This is a genomic window from Paraburkholderia sp. J10-1 (assembly GCF_905220165.1).
Classification (GTDB): Bacteria; Pseudomonadota; Gammaproteobacteria; order Burkholderiales; family Burkholderiaceae; genus Paraburkholderia.
Genome location: NZ_CAJMYW010000005.1, coordinates 415,928 through 434,953 on the forward strand (window position 1 = coordinate 415,928; position 19,026 = coordinate 434,953).

16 protein-coding genes are annotated in these 19,026 nt (G+C 64.6%); 10 read left to right on the forward strand and 6 right to left on the reverse strand.

The features are described 5' to 3' along the window. Window positions 1-58: 58 nt before the first annotated feature. From U5A65_RS19270 to U5A65_RS19280, 3 genes are all read left to right on the forward strand, one after another. Entirely contained in the window at window positions 59-1,492 is a 1,434-nt protein-coding gene (locus tag U5A65_RS19270) for an aldehyde dehydrogenase family protein (RefSeq protein WP_321934843.1), read from the forward strand. Window positions 1,493-1,657: 165 nt separating this feature from the next. Continuing rightward, the gene (locus U5A65_RS19275; RefSeq protein WP_321946991.1) at window positions 1,658-2,848 is read left to right on the forward strand and encodes a nitronate monooxygenase family protein; all 1,191 of its coding nucleotides are present in this window, start codon (window positions 1,658-1,660) and stop codon (window positions 2,846-2,848) included. Window positions 2,849-2,930: 82 nt separating this feature from the next. Continuing rightward, on the forward strand, window positions 2,931-3,575 hold the full coding sequence (locus tag U5A65_RS19280) for an OmpW/AlkL family protein (protein ID WP_321908674.1): 645 nt from the start codon (window positions 2,931-2,933) through the stop codon (window positions 3,573-3,575). A 53-nt stretch (window positions 3,576-3,628) separates the two neighbouring features. Here U5A65_RS19280 and U5A65_RS19285 read toward each other — a convergent pair whose 3' ends face one another. Beyond that, on the reverse strand, window positions 3,629-3,832 hold the full coding sequence (locus U5A65_RS19285) for a DUF1289 domain-containing protein (RefSeq protein ID WP_028204006.1): 204 nt from the start codon (window positions 3,830-3,832) through the stop codon (window positions 3,629-3,631). Window positions 3,833-4,298: 466 nt separating this feature from the next. On the opposite strand from U5A65_RS19285, the gene U5A65_RS19290 reads away from it, so the two are divergent. The 4 genes from U5A65_RS19290 to U5A65_RS19305 all read left to right on the forward strand — a co-directional run bounded on the left by U5A65_RS19290 (window position 4,299) and on the right by U5A65_RS19305 (window position 8,418). Then, on the forward strand, window positions 4,299-5,399 hold the full coding sequence (locus tag U5A65_RS19290) for a polyamine ABC transporter substrate-binding protein (RefSeq protein WP_321934840.1): 1,101 nt from the start codon (window positions 4,299-4,301) through the stop codon (window positions 5,397-5,399). 111 nt (window positions 5,400-5,510) lie between these two features. Beyond that, complete coding sequence (locus U5A65_RS19295) at window positions 5,511-6,671, forward strand: ABC transporter ATP-binding protein (protein WP_415765183.1); 1,161 nt, start codon at window positions 5,511-5,513, stop codon at window positions 6,669-6,671. Further along, a complete protein-coding gene (locus tag U5A65_RS19300; RefSeq protein ID WP_321908669.1) occupies window positions 6,668-7,603 on the forward strand; it encodes an ABC transporter permease subunit in 936 nt (311 codons plus the stop codon). The genes U5A65_RS19295 and U5A65_RS19300 overlap by 4 nt, the downstream gene beginning before the upstream one ends. Further along, window positions 7,600-8,418, forward strand: a complete 819-nt coding sequence (locus U5A65_RS19305) for an ABC transporter permease subunit (RefSeq protein ID WP_158757721.1) — start codon at window positions 7,600-7,602, stop codon at window positions 8,416-8,418. Before U5A65_RS19300 ends, U5A65_RS19305 begins: the two co-directional genes overlap by 4 nt. Window positions 8,419-8,501: 83 nt before the next feature. Here the strand turns inward: U5A65_RS19305 and U5A65_RS19310 are convergent, their stop codons facing one another. Beyond that, window positions 8,502-9,923, reverse strand: coding sequence for a methyl-accepting chemotaxis protein (locus tag U5A65_RS19310; RefSeq protein ID WP_321908668.1), 1,422 nt, complete (start codon window positions 9,921-9,923; stop codon window positions 8,502-8,504). 218 nt (window positions 9,924-10,141) lie between these two features. On the opposite strand from U5A65_RS19310, the gene U5A65_RS19315 reads away from it, so the two are divergent. Continuing rightward, window positions 10,142-10,273 carry a hypothetical protein gene (locus U5A65_RS19315; RefSeq protein WP_267904745.1) on the forward strand — a complete coding sequence of 44 codons (132 nt, stop codon included), beginning with the start codon at window positions 10,142-10,144 and terminating at the stop codon, window positions 10,271-10,273. Between the two features lie 19 nt (window positions 10,274-10,292). Further along, window positions 10,293-11,063, forward strand: coding sequence for a class I SAM-dependent methyltransferase (locus tag U5A65_RS19320; RefSeq protein ID WP_321908666.1), 771 nt, complete (start codon window positions 10,293-10,295; stop codon window positions 11,061-11,063). On the opposite strand, the gene U5A65_RS19325 is transcribed toward U5A65_RS19320, so the two are convergent. From U5A65_RS19325 to U5A65_RS19340, 4 genes are all read right to left on the reverse strand, one after another. Further along, on the reverse strand, window positions 11,060-12,541 hold the full coding sequence (locus U5A65_RS19325) for an NAD(P)/FAD-dependent oxidoreductase (protein ID WP_321946992.1): 1,482 nt from the start codon (window positions 12,539-12,541) through the stop codon (window positions 11,060-11,062). The two genes, U5A65_RS19320 and U5A65_RS19325, sit on opposite strands and share 4 nt — an antisense overlap. 124 nt (window positions 12,542-12,665) lie before the next feature. Then, window positions 12,666-13,835, reverse strand: coding sequence for a tetratricopeptide repeat protein (locus U5A65_RS19330; protein ID WP_321934837.1), 1,170 nt, complete (start codon window positions 13,833-13,835; stop codon window positions 12,666-12,668). A 110-nt stretch (window positions 13,836-13,945) separates the two neighbouring features. Next, window positions 13,946-14,626, reverse strand: a complete 681-nt coding sequence (locus tag U5A65_RS19335; protein WP_042265728.1) for a PspA/IM30 family protein — start codon at window positions 14,624-14,626, stop codon at window positions 13,946-13,948. Window positions 14,627-15,024: 398 nt separating this feature from the next. Continuing rightward, window positions 15,025-15,702 carry a hypothetical protein gene (locus tag U5A65_RS19340; protein ID WP_321946993.1) on the reverse strand — a complete coding sequence of 226 codons (678 nt, stop codon included), beginning with the start codon at window positions 15,700-15,702 and terminating at the stop codon, window positions 15,025-15,027. 601 nt (window positions 15,703-16,303) lie between these two features. Here U5A65_RS19340 and U5A65_RS19345 point away from each other — a divergent pair. After that, window positions 16,304-18,844 (forward strand): penicillin-binding protein 1A, encoded by a 2,541-nt coding sequence (locus U5A65_RS19345; protein WP_321908660.1) that lies wholly within the window; start codon window positions 16,304-16,306, stop codon window positions 18,842-18,844. The last annotated feature ends 182 nt before the right edge of the window (window positions 18,845-19,026 follow it).

Genomic DNA, 19,026 nt, shown 5'->3' on the forward strand with positions numbered 1-19,026 from the left:
CGCCGCGGCGAGCGCCGCGATGAAATCGCAAACGAACACGGAGACAGGAGCACCGCCCATGAACAACTACGCGCAGTTCTACATCAACGGCCAGTGGGTCGCCCCGCAAGGCAAGGGCACGATCGACGTGATCGACTCGGGCACCGAAGCGGTGATGGGCCGCATTCCCGAAGGTATCGAAGCGGACGCCGAAGCTGCCGTCGCCGCCGCGCGCGCCGCTTTCGAGGGCTGGGCCGCAACGCCGGCCGCCGAGCGCGGTGCATATCTGCAGAAAATCGCCGACAACCTCAAGGCCCGCACTGACGAACTCGCGCAATTGATCGCTGGCGAAGTGGGCATGCCGCTCAAGCTCGCGCGCGCCATCCAGGTGGGCGGCCCGGTCTACAACTGGGGCGCTTACGCGAAGCTCGCAAGCGACTTCCAGTACGAAGAGCGCGTGGGCAACTCGCTCGTCGTGCGCGAACCGGTGGGCGTCGTCGCGGCCATCACGCCGTGGAACTATCCGCTCAACCAGATCACGCTCAAGGTCGCCGCCGCGCTCGCCGCGGGCTGCACTGTCGTGCTCAAGCCTTCCGAGGTCGCGCCGCTCAACGCATTCGTGCTTGCCGAGGCCATCCATGAGGCAGGCCTGCCCGCGGGTGTGTTCAACCTCGTGACGGGCTACGGCCCGGTGGTGGGCGAGGTGCTCGCGCGCCATCCGGACGTCGACATGGTGTCGTTTACCGGCTCGACGCGCGCGGGCAAGCGTGTGTCGGAAGTCGCATCGGCCACGGTCAAGCGCGTTGCGCTGGAACTGGGCGGCAAGTCGGCCTCCGTGGTGCTCGACGACGCCGACTTTGCGGCCGCCGTGAAGGGCACGGTGGGCGCATGCTTCCTGAATTCGGGGCAGACCTGCTCGGCGCACACGCGCATGATCGTGCCGGAATCGCGCTACGAAGAAGCGCGAGACCTGGCGAAGCAGGCCGCAGAGGCGTTTACCGTGGGCGACCCGCGCGACGAGAAAGCGAAGCTCGGTCCGCTCGCCTCGAAGGTGCAGCAGGAGCGCGTGCTGCACTACATCGAGCGAGGCATGGCCGACGGCGCCGAGCTCGTGAGCGGCGGTCCCGGCATGCCGGAAGGCGTGACACAGGGTTTCTTCGTGAAGCCGACCGTGTTTGGCCGCGTGCCGCGCGACGCGGCCATCGCGCAGGAGGAGATCTTCGGGCCGGTGCTCACGATTCTCACGGCGAAGGATGAGGACGACGCCGTGGCGATCGCCAACGACTCGCTGTATGGCCTTGGCGGCGCGGTTTGGGCCGGCAGCGACGAGCGCGCGATGCGCGTGGCGCGCCGCATTCGTACTGGCCAGATCGACATTAACGGCGGCACATGGAACATGGCCGCGCCGTTCGGCGGCTTCAAGCAGTCCGGACACGGCCGCGAAAACGGCGCGTACGGCCTCGAGGAGTACCTCGAATACAAATCGATGCAGTTCAAGCTCCCGAAGGGCTGATGAGGCATCTCGTCGCGCGCTATCGCAAATCTTTTAGTGCGACGTGTTGATGTAAATCATGATCGCGGACTTCTTCACAGATGTCCGCGTTTTTGTTTGATGCATGTCAATGTCATATGTGGGGTACGCGCGACCATAGGCGCTTTGTCATCGACAGAGCACAACATGGTTCCTGGCCACTCCTTCGCTCCGCTCCAGATTCGCGGTCGTCAACTCCTGCCCGTCGTGCAGGGCGGCATGGGTGTCGGCATTTCGGCACACCGGCTGGCTGGCAGTGTCGCGCGTGAAGGCGCGCTCGGCACGATCGCGAGCATCGACCTGCGCCATCACCACAGCGATCTCATGGACATGTGCCGCGCCGACCCGCAGCACGAAACGCTCGCGCGCGCGAACCTCATCGCGCTTGGCCGTGAAATTGCGGCGGCTCGCAAGCTGGCAGGCGGCAACGGCATGATCGCCGTGAACGTCATGAAGGCGGTCAACGCCCACGCCGACTATGTGCGCGCCGCCTGTGAGCACGGCGCCGACGCCATCGTCATGGGCGCTGGCCTGCCGCTCGATCTGCCCGACCTCACGGCGGGCGTGGATATCGCGCTCGTACCGATCCTGTCCGATGCACGCGGTGTCGCGCTCGTGCTCAAGAAGTGGATGAAGAAGGGCCGCCTGCCCGACGCCATCGTGATCGAGCATCCGGCATACGCGGGCGGTCACCTGGGCGTGACCGACATCACCGACATGGGCAACGAGCGCTTCGCATTCACCCAGATTTTCGAGGAACTCGAAGGCGTCTATGCCACGCTCGGCATTTCGCGGCGCGACGTGCCGCTCGTCGTGGCCGGCGGCATCAACAGCCATGAGGCTGTGCGCAAATGGCTCGAAGCGGGCGCCAACGGCGTGCAGGTCGGCACGCCGTTCGCGGTGACCGAGGAGGGCGACGCGCACCCCGACTTCAAGCGCGTGCTTGCCGACGCAAAGCCTGAAGACATCGTCGAGTTCGTGAGTGTGACGGGCTTGCCGGCACGCGCGGTGAAAACGCCGTGGCTCGAACGTTATCTGCGCAACGAGTCGCGTATTCGCACCAAGATCGGCTCGCTCAAGCTCGCTTGCCCAACCGGGCTCGAATGTCTTTCGGCCTGCGGGCTGCGCGATGGCATCGAGAAGTTCGGCCACTTTTGCATCGACACGCGCCTCGCGGCGGCGTTGCGTGGCGACGTCGCGAACGGCTTGTTCTTCCGCGGCCGCGAAGCGCTGCCGTTTGGCAATGCCATCCGCAGCGTTCGCGACCTGCTGGAACTGCTGCTGACCGGCGCTGCGCGACCCGCGGTCGCACAGCGCGCAGCGTTCGCACTGGCTTGACACTTATCAAAACGGCACCGGACCCCGTCTCTGACAATTTGTAGGCCTTCCTACGGCTACATAACAGACACGGGGTTTATCGATGTACCAAGCAATTAAAAAGATAGCGGCAACCGCCGCGCTCACCATGGGCGCGGCCCTCCTGGCGGCCCCCGCCAACGCAGCCAGCTCGCCCGACTCGGGCATCTACGCGGGAGACTGGCTGGTGCGCCTGCGCGCGATCGAGATCGCGCCGGACGCGCGCGGCAACGGTACGCTCGGTGCGATTGGCGCGGACGTGAACAACGCCATCGTGCCCGAGCTCGACTTCACCTACATGGCGACCAACAACATCGGCGTGGAGCTGATTCTCGGCACGTCGCGCAACCAGGTCACGTCGAACATCGGTGCACTCGGTGGCGTGGGCGTGCTGCCGCCTACGCTGCTGCTGCAGTATCACTTCAACAACGCGGGTAAGGTGCGGCCGTACGTGGGCGCGGGCATCAACTACACGCTGTTCTACAACAACGGTCTGCACGCAGGCGGCCAGCCGGTTTCGATCGACAACCACAGCTTTGGTCCGGCGCTGCAGTTCGGCATCGACTTCCAGGTGACGAAGCGGATTTTCGTGAACGCGGATATCAAGAAGATCTGGATGCACACCGACGCGTCAATGGGCGGCACGTCGCTCGGCACGCTGCATATCGATCCGCTCGTGGTGGGGCTGGGCGTCGGCATGAAGTTCTGAGCGATCGCCCCTCCACCGACTTTCGAACGCCGGCTTGTCCGGCGTTTTTTGCTTCAGGCGCGGTCTTTCTGGAAGCGCATGGCCGTGCCTTCGCGCTCGATGCGCTCCCACACGGCGCGCTTTTCCTCGTCGCTCAGGAAGACCCAGTTGGAGACTTCCACGGCGGTGCGCCCGCAACCTTTGCAGACGTCGTCGAAAAGGGTCGAGCACACGCCAATGCATGGGCTGTCGGGGAGGTCGTGGAGATTGGATGCCATTGAAGAGCCTTGGGGCGTGGCCGGGCGTCGCGCGCGCCGGCTTGGGAACGAAACGCCGCTATGTTAACCGATACCGGGCGCGGCGGCCGCCCGCGCCCGTGCTCGCGCCGCGGCGGCATGCGATGCGCGATGAATCGGCAAAGCGACTGCAAGCCGATAGCAAGGTGGAGCGAGGCGCCGCGCCCTGCGGGCAGCGGGCCGTCGCGCGCATGCGCCACTAGAGCGGTTTTTTGTGGACATGGCCCGTGAAACGGCTAAAATTGCGCGCGATTTACCGTCCGCGCGCGGCTGGCCGTACTCCCATGGCCCATGTTCCGTTTGCGCGACACGCCCGCGTTTTATTACTTGCCGGGCGGGTTTGATGGTAGGTTTTAGGAAAGTCAGGGGAGCCGTGCACGGGTGACACGTGGCGCGGCACGAAGCGAGGCAGGCGGCCGGCCGGAGCCGGTCAGGATCGGAGAACGGGATGAAGAAAGGGGTTGTGGCGCAACTGGTCGCGCTCGCACTGTGCGCGGCGCCGTGGATGACGTCGGTAGCGAAGGACACGCAGCTGAACGTGTACAACTGGTCCGATTACATCGCCAAGGACACGATTCCGAACTTCACGAAGCAGACCGGCATTCAGGTCAAGTACGACAACTACGACAGCGACGACACGCTCCAGGCCAAGCTGCTCGCGGGCAATTCGGGCTACGACATCGTCGTGCCGACCAGCAACTACGCGGGCAAGCAGATCGCCGCCGGCATTTTCGCGCCGCTCGACAAGTCGAAGATCCCCAACCTCAAGTATCTCGATCCGCAGCTGATGGCGCTGGTCGCCGGCGCGGATCCGGGCAACAAGTTCGCAGTGCCCTGGGCGTACGGTACGACTGGTCTCGCCTATAACGTCACGAAGGCACAGCAGATCCTCGGCAAGAACGTGCCGCTCGACAACTGGGACATCCTCTTCAAGCCCGAGAACATCTCGAAGCTGAAGGCCTGCGGCGTGTCCGTGCTCGACGCGCCGGACCAGATGTTCGCGGCCGCGCTGCACTACATCGGCCGTGACCCGCTCTCGACGAACCCGGACGATTATCGCGCCGCGCTCGCGATGATGAAAAAGATCCGCCCGTACATCACGCAGTTCAACTCGTCGGGCTATATCAACGACCTCGTGGGCGGCGACATCTGCTTCGCGTACGGCTGGTCGGGCGACGTCGTGATCGCCAAGCACCGCGCCATCGACGCGAAGAAGCCGTACAAGATCGAGTACTACATTCCGAAGGGCGGCGCGCCGATCTGGTTTGACGTGATGACCATCCCGAAGGATGCGCAGCACAAGGAGGCCGCGCTCGAGTGGATCAACTACATCGAGACGCCGCAGGTTCACGCAGCGATCACGAACGCGGTCTACTACCCGAGCGCGAACGCGGAAGCGCGCAAGTACGTGGACAAGGACATCGCCAACGACCCGGCCGTGTACCCGTCGCCCGAAGTCCTGAAGACGTTGTTCCTGCTCAAGCCGCTGCCGCCTGAGATCCAGCGCCTGCAGACGCGTCTGTGGACCGAGTTCAAGTCGGGCCGCTGACGCGGTTGAAATCCAATCCCGTTTTACCCCGAGCCCTCGGCACGATGCCGGGGGCTTTGTTCGTCAACCCCGTCCAAGATTCACGCAGAAACAGGCAGGGCAGAGAGAATCATGAGTGACCAGTCGAGCGCGCCGGCAACCGCCGGTTCGCTGCCTTCGGGCTTCACCGCGGCAGATTCGGCCGCGGACAACTTCGTGCAGATCGTCGATGTCGTCAAGAAGTTCGGCGAAACGGCGGCAGTCAAGGGCGTCAACCTGTCGGTGAAGAAGGGCGAGCTGTTCGCGCTGCTCGGCAGCTCGGGCTGCGGCAAGTCCACCTTGCTGCGCATGCTCGCGGGTCTCGAAACCGTGACGTCAGGCAAGATCCTGATCGACGGCGAGGACCTGGCCTCCATGCCGCCGTACCGCCGGCCGGTCAACATGATGTTCCAGTCGTACGCGCTTTTTCCGCACATGACGGTGGAGTCGAACGTGGGCTTCGGACTGCGCCAGGAAGGCGTGAAAAAGGACGAACTCAAGGACCGCGTGGCGAACGCGCTCGAACTCGTGCAGATGACGCGCTTCGCCAAGCGCAAGCCGCACCAGCTTTCGGGCGGCCAGCAGCAGCGCGTGGCGCTCGCGCGCTCGCTCGTGAAGCGCCCCAAGCTGCTTCTGCTCGACGAGCCGATGTCCGCCCTCGACAAGCAGATTCGCCAGCGCACGCAAATCGAACTCGTCAACATTCTCGACAAGGTCGGCGTCACCTGCATCATGGTCACGCACGACCAGGAAGAGGCCATGACGATGGCGGGGCGCCTCGCGGTGATGAGCGAAGGCGAGATCGTCCAGCTCGGCACGCCGAACCAGGTCTATGAATTCCCGAACAGCCGCTTCTCGGCGGAGTTCATCGGTTCGACCAATCTCTTCGACGGCAACGTGGTCGAGGACGAGCCCGATCACGTGTTCGTCGAGTGCCCGGAACTGCCGGTGCGCCTTTACGTGAATCACGGCATCACCGGGCCGCTCGGCATGCCCGTGACGATCTCGGTGCGCCCCGAGCGCATCTCGCTCACGCGCAAACCGCCCGAAGGCGTGTTCAACTGGGGCAAGGGCGTGGTCAAGAACATCGCCTATATGGGCGGCTACTCGCTCTATCACGTCAAGCTCGACTCGGGCAAGACGGTGATCGCGAACATGTCGAGCCTCGCGCTCTCCGAGATCGACTCGCCCACGTGGGAAGACGAAGTCTACGTGCGCTGGAGCGCCTCGGCCGGTGTGGTGCTGACGTCATGAGCACGACGACTTTCCGCAACTTTCTGAACTGGCCCGCGAAACGCTTCAACCTGACGGGCCGCACGGCCGTCGTGGCGGGTCCGTTCATCTGGCTGCTGCTGTTCTTCCTCGTGCCGTTCATCCTGGTGGTGAAGATCAGCTTCGCCGACCAGCAGCTCGGCATTCCGCCGTACACGGAGCTGGCGTCGTTCGCGGACGGTGTATGGCACATCGCGCTCGACTTCTCGCACTACGCGTTCCTGTTCCAGGACAGCCTGTACTTCGCGACCTACGTGAATTCGGTGGTCGTGGCGGCGATTTCGACGCTGCTGTGCCTCATCATCGGCTATCCGATGGCGTATTACATCGCGCGCTCGAATCCGGCCTCGCGCAACATCCTCATGATGGCCGTGATGCTGCCGTTCTGGACGTCGTTCCTGATCCGCGTGTACGCGTGGATCGGCATTCTGAAGAACAACGGACTGCTGAACAATTTCCTGATGTCGATCGGCATCATTCATTCGCCCCTCGAGCTTTATCACACGAACACGGCCGTTTATATCGGCATGGTGTATTCGTATCTGCCGTTTCTCGTGATGCCGCTCTACGCGCACCTCGTGAAGATGGACCTCACGCTGCTCGAAGCCGCGTACGACCTCGGCGCGAAGCCGTGGCGCGCGTTCGTGGAGATCACGCTGCCGCTCTCGAAGAACGGCATTATCGCGGGCTGCCTGCTGGTGTTCATTCCGGCGGTGGGCGAGTACGTCATTCCTGAGTTGCTTGGCGGCGCGAACACGCTGATGATCGGCCGCGTCATGTGGAACGAGTTCTTCGACAATGCCGACTGGCCGATGGCCTCCGCCGTGACCTGCGCGATGGTGCTCCTGCTGCTCGTGCCTATGGCGCTGTTCCAGCACTACCAGGCGAAGGAACTGGAGGGCCGCGGCAAATGAAACCGAATCGCGTTCTGATGTTTATCGCGCTAGGCCTCGGCTTCGCGTTCCTCTATATCCCGATCCTGAGCCTGATCGTCTATTCGTTCAACGAGTCGCAACTCGTGACGGTGTGGACGCGCTTTTCCACGCGCTGGTATCAGGCGCTCATCACCGACGACGAGCTGATCACCGCCGCCTGGCTCTCGCTGCGCATCGCGCTGATGACGGCGTTCGCGTCGGTATTCATCGGCACGTGGGCGGGCTTCGTGCTCGCGCGCATGGGGCGCTTTCGCGGCTTTACGCTCTTCTCGGGCATGATCAACGCACCGCTCGTGATTCCCGAAGTGATCCAGGGCATTTCGCTCTTGCTGCTCTTCGTGGAAATGGGCAAATTGATCGGCTGGCCCGCGGGGCGCGGCGTGTTCACAATCTGGATCGGCCACGTCATGCTGTGTATTTCGTACGTTGCCATCATCGTGCAGTCGCGCGTGCGCGAGTTGAATCCGTCGCTCGAAGAGGCTGCGCTCGACCTGGGCGCGACGCCGTTCAAGGTGTTCTTCCAGATCACGCTGCCGCTCATTTCGCAGGCGCTTGCGGCCGGCTGGCTGCTCTCGTTCACGCTCTCGATCGACGACCTGGTGCTCTCGGCGTTCCTTTCGGGGCCGGGCTCGACCACGCTGCCGCTCGTGGTGTTCTCGCGTGTGCGCCTCGGCCTGAACCCGGAGATGAACGCGCTCGCTACGCTGTTCATTGCGGTCGTGACCGTGGGTGTGATCGCCGGCAACTATTTCATGCAGCGCGCGGAGCGCAAGCGGATGGCGATGGCCGTTTGATCGCCAACGCGCTTCGAGGCGCATGCAAAAACGGCGCGCGGACAGCCATGTCCGCGCGCCGTTTGCTTTTGGGCGATCGATCGTTACAGACGGTATCCCATGCGAAACCCGCCCCAGTGCCGCCCGTTCACGAAGATCGGCGCGGAGGCGTCCTTCATCATCACGAACGTGCCGCCGCCCATGTCACGACGGTACGTTTGCAGCAGGAAGGGCTTGGTGTGCGAGCCGGCGGCGCGCCCCGCACGGTCGTTGAAGATGCGGTGATTGCGGCAGTTCGCGGCATTCCACACCGGGTCGGCGCCTTGCGGATGCGAGAACTTGCGATTGTGCGTGGGAATGTAGCCGCGCGGATCGATCGCCACGCAGAAGGCGACGCGCTCGTCGAACGCGAGCAGCGGTTCGAGGATCGCGGGCAGCACGCGGTCGGTGAAGGCGGTGAAGCGCGTCATATGCTGCTGCGGGTTCGTGTTCGGCACCGGCGCGTAGACGCTGTCGAACAGATCCGCTTCGCCGATCTCGCCACGCGCGAGCGCGCCTTCGAACTGCTTGCTGACCTGGGCGGCGGCGCGCTGTACGGTCTCGATGAAACGCGTGTCGTCGGTTTCCACGCCCGTGGCGGCGGAAAGTTCGATGAGCGTTTCCGAGACCTCGAGCAACTTGCCGAGCTGATCCTTCGCCTGCACGAAGTTGCGCCCCGAATCTTCGACGCCGGCGACCATCTCGCCCACCTGGCTTTCGAGCCCGTCGCATTTCGTCTCGATCTCGCCCGTGAGCTGGGCGATCTGTCCGGCGTGCTCGTCGAGCTGCATGATCGCCTGGCCGGTGCTGTGCACGGCCGCGCCAATGGTGTGCGTGCCTTCGCGCACGCGATGCGCGCGTTCAGTGTTGGCGGTGCCTTCGGCGATGAGCTGCTCGGTCTGCTGCGTGAGCTGCCCGAGCGTTTGCTCGATCTGGCCGGTAGCCTGCGCGGTTTTCGCAGAGAGGTTCTTCACTTCGCTCGCGACCACGGCGAAGCTCTTGCCCGACTCGCCCGCGCGCGCTGCTTCGATGGCCGCGTTCAGCGCGAGAAGCTGGGTTTGCCGCGCGATCAGCGAGATTTCCTCGGAGACCTTCGAGACATGCGCAAGCGCGCTCTTGAGCGAGCGGATCTGCGTCTCGATGACGGTGACGCTCTCGACCAGCCCGTGAATGTCGGCGAGTGATTCCTCGATGGTCTGCTGCGATTGCTGCACCGTGGCGGCGGTGCCCGTGCTCAGCTCGCGCATGGCGCGCGCTGCCGCGGCGATCTGGTGGTTGCCGGCGAGCGTGTGCGCTGCCGACTCGCGCAGGGCGTGGCACACGTCGGTCTGACGCTGCACGCGCGCGGCGACTTCGTCGACGTGGCCCGCCACGTCGCAGATCTCGATTCCGAGCCTGCCGGCGTGCGCAGCAATGTCGCCAACGACGCCGGCGGATTTTCCCGCGCGGCGGCGACCGCGCAGGCCCAGCAAACGCAAACGTGTCATCGGGTGTCTCCTTGCCCGGTGCGCAATGAAAAGCGCAACGCTGTGAAAAGCGGCGTGCCCAGTCGTCAGCAGGTCCGATCGCCGGGCTTTCTGAACTTTGTTTACGGCGCGTAATACGCAGACTTGAGCGCAGGGGGGGCGCCTGGCGCTATGATCGGGAACTCGGGCGCTCCGCAAGCCTGAAATGAGGAGCACAGGGGCGTCGCGATGGGAGCAAGATGATCGAAGCGATTTTCGGCGGGAGCGCGCCGCTCGCGCTCTGGCAGCAACTGATCCAGCTCTGGGAGCTGATCCTGATGGTATTGCGCTTCCTCTGGGAGCTGGTGAAGCTCCTGGGCGGCGGCGGTTGAACGACAAAAGGGCAGAACGATGATCGACGATTCCACCCGGCGTTTCACCGACCGGGTCGCAGACTACGTGAAATACCGGCCGACCTATCCGCGCGAAGTGGCGACCTTCGTGCACGTGGAGTGCGGCATTGCGCCGGGTGCGCCCGTGGCCGACATCGGCGCGGGTACGGGCCTCTCAACCAGGCTTTTCCTCGACGCGGGCCACCCCGTCACGGCCGTCGAGCCGAACGCGGCCATGCGCGCAGCGGCGGACGAAATGCTAGGCGGCTACAAAGGCTATCGCAGTGTCGCGGGCACGGCGGAGGCGACGACGCTCGACGCCGCGAGCGTGGACCTCGTGAGCGCCGCGCAGGCGTTCCACTGGTTCCACAAGACCGATTCGCAGCGCGAGTTCGCGCGCATCCTGAAACCGCGCGGCAAGATCGTGCTGTTCTGGAACAGCCGCTTGCTCGAAGGTTCGGCGTTCCTGGCGGGCTACGAGGCGCTGCTGCAGCGTTTTTGCCCCGACTACGCGCAAGTGGCCGAAACCTATCCCGACTCGGCCGCGATGGCCGACTGGTTCGGCGACGGCTTCGAGCATCAGACTGTGTTCCCGAATGCGCAGTTGCTCGACTTCGATAGCCTGCGCGGGCGGCTGATGTCGTCGTCGTATGCGCCAAGGGCCGGCGATGAGCGCCACGAGCCGATGCTAGCGGCACTGCGCGAGTTGTTCGAGGCGACGCAAAAAAACGGTACGGTGAACTTCGCCTACGAGACGCGCGTGTACGCGGGGCATCCGCAGCGCGTCTAACGCTCGAACGCGTAGTCGGCGCTGCGCACGCGGCGCGTTTTGCGGCGAAACATGAACGTGAAGCCAGGCCACAGTGCGGTGTTCTTGCCCGCCTGCGTAAGGTAGAAGCTGCGGCACCCCGACTGCCACACGGTGCCCGCGAAACGCGCCTGCAGGCGCGCGTTCCAGCTTCGCTGCGCCTCGGCGCGAACCTCCATCGTGCGCGCGCCCGAGCGCTGCAGCGCGCGGATGCAGTCGGCGATATAGGCGATATGCGACTCGATCATGTAGATCATCGAGTTGTGCCCGAGCGCCGTGTTCGGCCCGACCATGAAGAAGAGATTCGGGAAGCCCGCGACGCTCGCGCCCAGGTACGCCTCGGGGCCGTCGCGCCGCCACGTTTCGCCGAGGTCCTGACCGTCTACGCCCGTCACGTGGAAAGGCGCGTCGACGCCGTTGACCTGAAAACCCGTGCCGCAGACGATCGCGTCGTAAGGCCGGTGCTTGCCGTCGGCGGTGACGATGCCATCGGCAACGACCTCGCGGATCGCGTCGGTGACCAGCTCTGCGTTTGGCTGCGCGAGGGCAGGGTAGTAGTCGCTCGAGAGCAGCACGCGCTTGCAGCCCAGCACGTAGTCCGGCGTGAGCCGCGCGCGCAGTTCGGGCTCTTTGACCTTATGCGCGAGATAGCTTAGCGCGAACTTCGTCGGCGCCTTGAGCAGGCGCGGCTCCACCGCGAAGCCAAGCGCACGCGATTCGTGCTGCCAGTATATGGCGGCACGCGCCACGCGTTGCGCGAAGGGCATGTGCCGGTAAATCCAGCGCCAACGTTCGCTGATGGCGCGATCGCGCCGCGGCATGATCCACGGCGGCGTGCGCTGAAACACCGTGAGCTGAGCCGCGCGCGGCTGGATATGCGGTACGAACTGAATCGCGCTTGCCCCAGTGCCGATCACGGCGATGCGCTTGCCTTCGAGTGCATAGTCATGGTCCCAGCGCGCCGAATGGAAGAGCTTGCCCTCGAAGCGCTCGATGCCCGGGATCTGCGGCATCGCCGGCCGCGAGAGCGGGCCGTTCGCAGCGATCACGATATCGGCTTCGATCGTCCGGATCGCGCCGTCGCGTTCGATCTCCACTTCCCAGACGCCGCGGGCCTGCACGAAGCGCGCCGCGTGCACGCGCGAACGATATTCGATGAAGCGCTCGACGTCATACTTGTGCGCGCAATGGCGCAGGTAGTCGAGAATTTCGTGTTGCGGCGCGTAGGTGCGCGTCCACGCCGGATTCAGCTCGAACGAAAACGAGTAGAGGTGCGAAGGAATATCGCAAGCGGCGCCTGGATACGCATTGTCGCGCCAGGTGCCTCCGAGGCTTGCGGCGGCTTCATAGATCGTGAACGAGTCCACGCCCATACTGCGCAGGCGGATCGCCATGCCGATGCCGGAAAAGCCGCTGCCGATGATGGCGATGCGCAGTGCCGCCCCGTTGCTGGTGCCCATGTGTGCGTCCGCCGTTACGTGTGATGTGCGATGTAGTGTGCGATATGGCGTGATTCGCGCCGATGCAAAACGGGCTCCGTGAAGGAGCCCGTCGTTTGCGTAAGCGGTGTGCGCTGGAGAAGCCTCAGGAGTTGTTCCAGTCGTCCGAGCTGTCGTTGCTGCCCATGTCGACACCGCCGCCGCCCGAGCCGTCGTCCCAGTCGTTCGATCCCTGGCCGAAGTCGAGGCCGCCGCCATTGCCGCTGCCGTCGCGCTGAACACGGCGCCCATCCTCGTCGACGAACACGTCGCGCTCGATCACGCGGTCGCGGCCATGGTTCAGCGCTTCACCGAGCAGGACGCCCGTGAGCAGTCCGCCCATGCCGCCCATGCCACCGCCGCCTTGCTGCACGATCACCTGCGGCTGTTGCTGCGGCGGCGCCGGCGGATACTGCGGCTGACGCCCGAACGCGGCATCGGCTTCACGCGCGTAGCTCGAGTTGCTGCCGTAGTCCGGCGCGGCAGGCTGCGCGTTCGGATCGGGGCGGCCTTCGGCGCGCGCCTTGAGGCTCGCGAACTGGCGTTCGAGGTCCTCGATCTCGTACGGCGGCCGCGGATTCGCGCTGTTCGAGAGCGTTTCGACGAGGCCGCGCAACTGCGCTTCGAGTCCTTCGACTTCCTTTTCGAGCGCTTCGTGGCCCGGTGCGGTCGAGAGCTTCACGTCGAGCTTGAGCGAGCGCACGCCGTTGAGCAGTTCGGTGGCGCGCTTGAGCTGGTCGCGGCGGTCGTCGCCGGCCTTGGCGTCTTCGGTGGACTTCGCGCGGCGCAGCGTCCAGCGCAGTACGAGCGCAATGCCGACCAACAGAATGGCGATACCAATCCACATGCCCATACCAGGACCCTGCCTTTGCGGCGTGGGAGCCGCCGCTGCTTGCTGCGTGAACGGGTTGTTCGATCTGCTCGTCGTCGCCGCGCCGGCGCGCGTGGCGTCAGCGCGGATCTTCGCTTCGACCTGCGCGAAACGCTGCGGCTGGGTAAAGCGGATTTGCGGATCGAGCGTCTTCGCCTGCTGGACTTGGGTGAGCGCGTCGGCGTAACGGCCTTCGCGGTTGAGCACCTGCGCGTAGAGGTAGTGGGCACGCGCGTTGTCCGGATGCGCCTGCAGGACTTCGGTGAGGCCCGAGTCGGCGCGCTGCCAGTCGCCCTGGGACATCGCAGATTCGATCTGCTGCACGCTCGGCACGGCGAACGCCACGCCGCCCGTGAAGGCGAGCGATGCGACAGCGATGCTGGCAGCGGCAAGAAACTTTTTCATGTTGCTGGCCGGGCGGCTTGACGCCCGTCTCCATGGCATTCGATACGGGGATGCGGCGCTATGCCGGCAGCGCGGCCCATGCCGCGCCGCATCCAGCACGCTGGCGCGCTTTACTGCGCCGGCGTGTTCATCTGCTTCTTGAGTGCCTCGAGGCGCTCGTCTACCGACGGCCCCTTGTTGAGCGCCGCGAGCTTGTCGTCGAGCGCCTTGCCGCTCGACTGGTCGGACGAATTCAGCCGCGCGTCCGAGCGCGCGTTCGACAGCGCGACCTTCTCTTCCAGCTTCTGGAAGTCGCCATCGAGATTCTTGCCGCCGATGCCGCCCAGCGCCGTGGCTGCGACGTCCTTCGCCTGAGCGATCTGTTGCTTCGCTTGCAGGATGTTCGAGCGTGCGTTGAGGTCGTTGCGGCGCTGGCGCATGTCGTCGATCTGCTGCTTGAGTTGATCGACCGACGGTTCGAGCTTGGCCAGTTCGCCCGCGAGCGCGTCGCGCTCGGCTTCGGCGGTTTGCTGCGCGCCGAGTGCTTCGCGTGCGAGCGCTTCGTCGCCCGATTGCAGCGCGCGCTTTGCGCCGTCTTCGTACTTCTTCGCCTTGTCGGCGGCCACGTCGCGCTTGCTTTGCTGCGTCGCGACCTGCGCCTGGATCTCGACGAGCGAGTTCTCCGCGCGGGCGATGCTGTCGTCGAGCTCACGCACGATCTGGCGCGCGTCGCGCGACGGATCCTGCACCGAGTCAGCCGCGTCGTTGAGCAGGCCCTTGACGGTGCGGGAGATGGAGTCGAAAAGCGACATGAATTCCTCCAGTGAAATGAGATCGGCCATGATGAGCCGAGGTGCGTGCATGCGGGTTGGGCTCACGCGCCGGCCGGCTGGCGACGGCTGATCCATCTACCAGCTTACGCCGCTTTGCGCCTGGCGCACATGCACCGCGCAAATCGGGGCAAATGCGGCAATTGCAATAGCGTGACGGCGTTTTCTTGCACGCGTATGTTCGTCAGAACGAGGCCTGGCTGCGCGGCTGGGAGTACCGCTGGAGGCCGGGCGCCGCCATCGATCGCGGATATTACACCACGGCCTGTCTTAAAAGGGACTTAAAGGAACAGGCCGCGCACAGCCCTCGCACGAACGGGTAAGCAGGTGTCAAGCGCCGACTGTGACACAGGCGTATGGCTGCGCGAATGCGGCCCGTGTCAGGCGAATTTTCCGCCTTCGGGCGCGCCGTCGTCGCTGTGGGCTTCGTCGCCTGTGTTGCCCGCGTCGCTTGCGTTGCGCCGCGAACGTGCGAAGGGCGCCGAGCTTAGCGGTTGCAGCGGCTCGACGTCGAGCGAATGCGCGGCGGCTGCATCGAGCGCGGCGCTTTCGTCTGCGGCAGCCGCTTCGGCGCTGAGTCGAGCCACCGCCTGCGCGATTTCGCGTGCGGCATGGCTCACGTCTGGTTCGTCGGTGTGCGCGGCGGGCAGGGGAGCGTCTGACGCATGAGGCGCTGGCTCGTGACCGGCGGCGCCGTGAAGGGGCGCAGTTGTCTCGCGATCCGCGTGCGCAGCATTTTGCTGCGCGTCCGGGTTCGCGCCGTTTGCACCGGTGGCCGCCGCCGCGCCATCGGATGGCCGGATCGCGCCTGCGCGGCCCGCGCGCAGCGGCTTCGCTGCCTTTTGCAGCACCTGGGCGAGCGCGTCGGGCTGACGCGGCGCGTTGAGCCGGTCGACAATGCTCGCGGCTTTCACCTGATCGCTCGTGGCGCTGAACGCAATCACGGCGCGGCGCATGAGCTCGCTAATACTGATGCCAAGCTCACCGGCGGTAGCGGAGATCGCGCGCTTTTGCGCGGGCGTGACGAAGACGACGATGCGTTCGCTAGGCTTGTTCATAATCGGCGGGCCGTTGGGTCGGCTTCGTATGACGTCCGTTTTCCTGCCTGCGCCACAGCGATTTGTAAGAATAAGTGCGGGCTTGCCTGGGCGCGAACAGGGGCGTGTAGCAGATCTTTCATCATAAGACGAGTGCGCCGATGCGCAATCGGAAGGTGCTCGGATGGGAACAACCCTGCCTGCAAGAATTTGCCGCTCTTTGTACAAATTTGTGTAATTTTTCGCCTTATATAAGGGCAGATAACGAAACTTTTCGCGCATAAAGGCGCGATCGGTGCAAGCGATCGCCTCGCTCGCAAAAAAATCGGGCGGGAATCACTTCCCAAGAAACTCTTACAAAAAAAGCGCGACCCGCCGCCCGCGATTTCTTTAGAATGCGCTGTTACATTTCGCGAATGGCGCCTGAACGGGCGTGTATTCGCCTGTGGCGTGCCGTAGTGCGCGCCGCGCGGCCGGACGGGGGCGTTGCCGGTCGCGCCGCGTCGCCGGGTTTGAGCCGGCGACGTCGTATGCCGCATTGGCGCCATGACGCCGTGGTCGAGATCCATGCGTGCGAGTTGCGCGCAGCCGGCGCGCGCGAGACGCGCCCATCATTCCAGTCATGCCTATCATCAAACGACCGCCTTCACCGCAGTACCCGAACGAAGATCGGGAACCCTCCTTCAACAACGGGCGCCAGCCGCCTCGCCGTCCTGAATCGGGTGGCGGCTCAGGCGGCGGTTCCGGCGGCAACGGGCCGCGCGATGGCAGCCCGAAGCGGCGCTCCATTGGAACGACGCTCGCGCTCTGGTTCGTCGGCCTGATTGGTACGCTCTGCGTGGTGGGTGCGCTGCTCGTGGGTTACGGGCTCGTCGTGATGGAGCCGCAGCTGCCATCGCTCGACGCGCTCACCAACTATCAGCCCAAGGTGCCGCTGCGCATCTATACCGCCGATCACGTGCTGATCGGCGAGTTCGGCGAAGAGCGTCGTCAGCTCGTCCGCTTCCAGGATATTCCTGATATCCAGAAGAAGGCTGTGCTCGCGATCGAGGACTACCGGTTCTACGAGCACGGCGGTGTGGACTTCGTCGGCATCCTGCGCGCGGGCGTGGCGGACCTCATGCACGGTGGCGCCTCGCAAGGCGCGAGCACGATCACGATGCAGGTTGCGCGCAACTTCTTCCTTTCGAGCGAGAAGACCTACACGCGTAAGGTCTACGAGATGCTGCTCGCCTACAAGATCGAGCGCGCGCTCACCAAGGACCAGATTCTCGAGCTGTACATGAACCAGATTTATCTGGGTCAGCGCGCCTATGGTTTTTCGGCGGCGGCGCGCGTGTACTTCGGCAAGGACCTGAAGGACATTACGGTCGCCCAGGCCGCGATGCTCGCAGGTCTGCCGAAAGCACCTTCGGCGTATAACCCGATCGTCAATCCGCACCGCGCGAAGATTCGCCAGGAGTACATCCTCAAGCGCATGCTCGATCTCGGCTACATCACGCAGGCTCAATACGACGAAGCGATGAAGGAACCGCTGCAGACGAAGACCGCCGGCACCGAGTACAACGTGCACGCCGAATACGTCGCGGAAATGGTGCGTCAGATGATGTACGCGCAGTACAAGGACGAGACCTATACGCGCGGGCTCACTGTCACGACGACGATCGATTCCGCCGACCAGGACGCCGCCTACGCGGCCGTGCGCAAGGGTGTGATGGACTACGAGCGCCGCCATGGCTATCGCGGGCCGGAAGGTTTCGTGCAATTGCCTGCCGACGGCGACGACCGCGAGCAGGCTATCGAAGACGCGCTGACCGACCACCCGGACAACGGCGACCTCGTCTCGGCGGTCGTGATCGACGCGGGTCCGAAGTCGGTGACGGCACAACAACTCGACGGCACCTCGGTGACGGTGACGGGCGAGGGCCTGCGCTTCGTGGCGGCCGCGCTCTCGCCGCGCGCCTCGCAGGCGCTGCACATTCGCCCGGGCTCCATCGTGCGCCTGATGCAAGACGCGAAGGGCAACTGGCAGATCACGCAATTGCCGCAGGTGGAAGGCGCACTCGTCTCGCTCACGCCGCAGGACGGCGCGATCCGCGCGCTGATCGGCGGCTTCGACTTCAACAAGAACAAGTTCAATCACATCACGCAGGCGTGGCGTCAGCCGGGCTCGAGCTTCAAGCCGTTCATCTACTCGGCTTCGCTTGAAAAGGGCCTTGGACCGGCGACGATCATCAATGACGCGCCGCTCTATTTCCCGCCCAGCACGCCGGGCGGCGACGCATGGGAGCCGAAGGACGACGACCAGCCCGAAGGCCCGATGACGATGCGGCTCGCGCTGCAGAAGTCGAAGAACCTCGTGTCGATCCGCATCCTTTCGTACATCGGCACGAAGTACGCGCAGGACTACGTGACGCAGCGCTTCGGCTTCGACGCGGACAAGACCCCGCCGTACCTGCCGATGGCGCTCGGCGCGGGCCTCGTCACGCCGCTGCAGTCGGCGGGCGCGTACAGCGTGTTCGCGAACGGCGGCTATCGCATCAACCCGTATCTGATCGCCGAAGTCGACGATGCGCACGGCCAGCCGATCCTGCGCGCGCAGCCGCTCGTGGCGGGTCAGAATGCGCCGCAAACGCTCTCGCCGCGCAACGCGTTCGTGATGAACAGCCTGCTGCATTCGGTGGCGACGGCGGGTACGGGTGCGGGCACCAACGTGCTCCATCGCAACGACCTGCAAGGCAAGACCGGTACGACCAACGACGCCAAGGACGGCTGGTTCGCGGGCTATCAGCGCACGCTCGTTGCCGTGGCGTGGATGGGCTACGACCAGCCGAAGAGCCTCGGCAGCCGCGAATTCGGCGCGCAGCTCGCGTTGCCGATCTGGGTGGAGTACATGCAGCGCGCGCTGCGCGGCGTGCCGCAGGAAGAGCCGGCGATGCCCGAGGGCCTCACGACGATCAATGATGAACTGTTCTTCTCGGACATGACGCCGGGTAACGGCTTCGTCGCGAGCATCGGTCTGGACTCGGCGAACCCGGCGGGGGCGGCGAGCGATGCGAGCGGGGCGACCGGCAGCATGGGCCCTGGCGGGATGACGCCTCCGAGCGTCACCACGACGGAAAAGAAGCAAATCATGGATCTGTTCGAAACGAACAAACCTTGATTCGGGTTTAGTGAGGTATGCAGGATAAACACGGCGCGTCGGCAACGACGCGCCGTGTTTTGTTTGATGAACGGAATTTCCTTGTGGGCCAAGGAGTTGGCTGAGCTTTCCAGGGCTTTTCCACAGGGCTGCCAACAAAAACTGTGGGTAACTTCCGCGCTGACTTTTCCACAGTTTTTGTT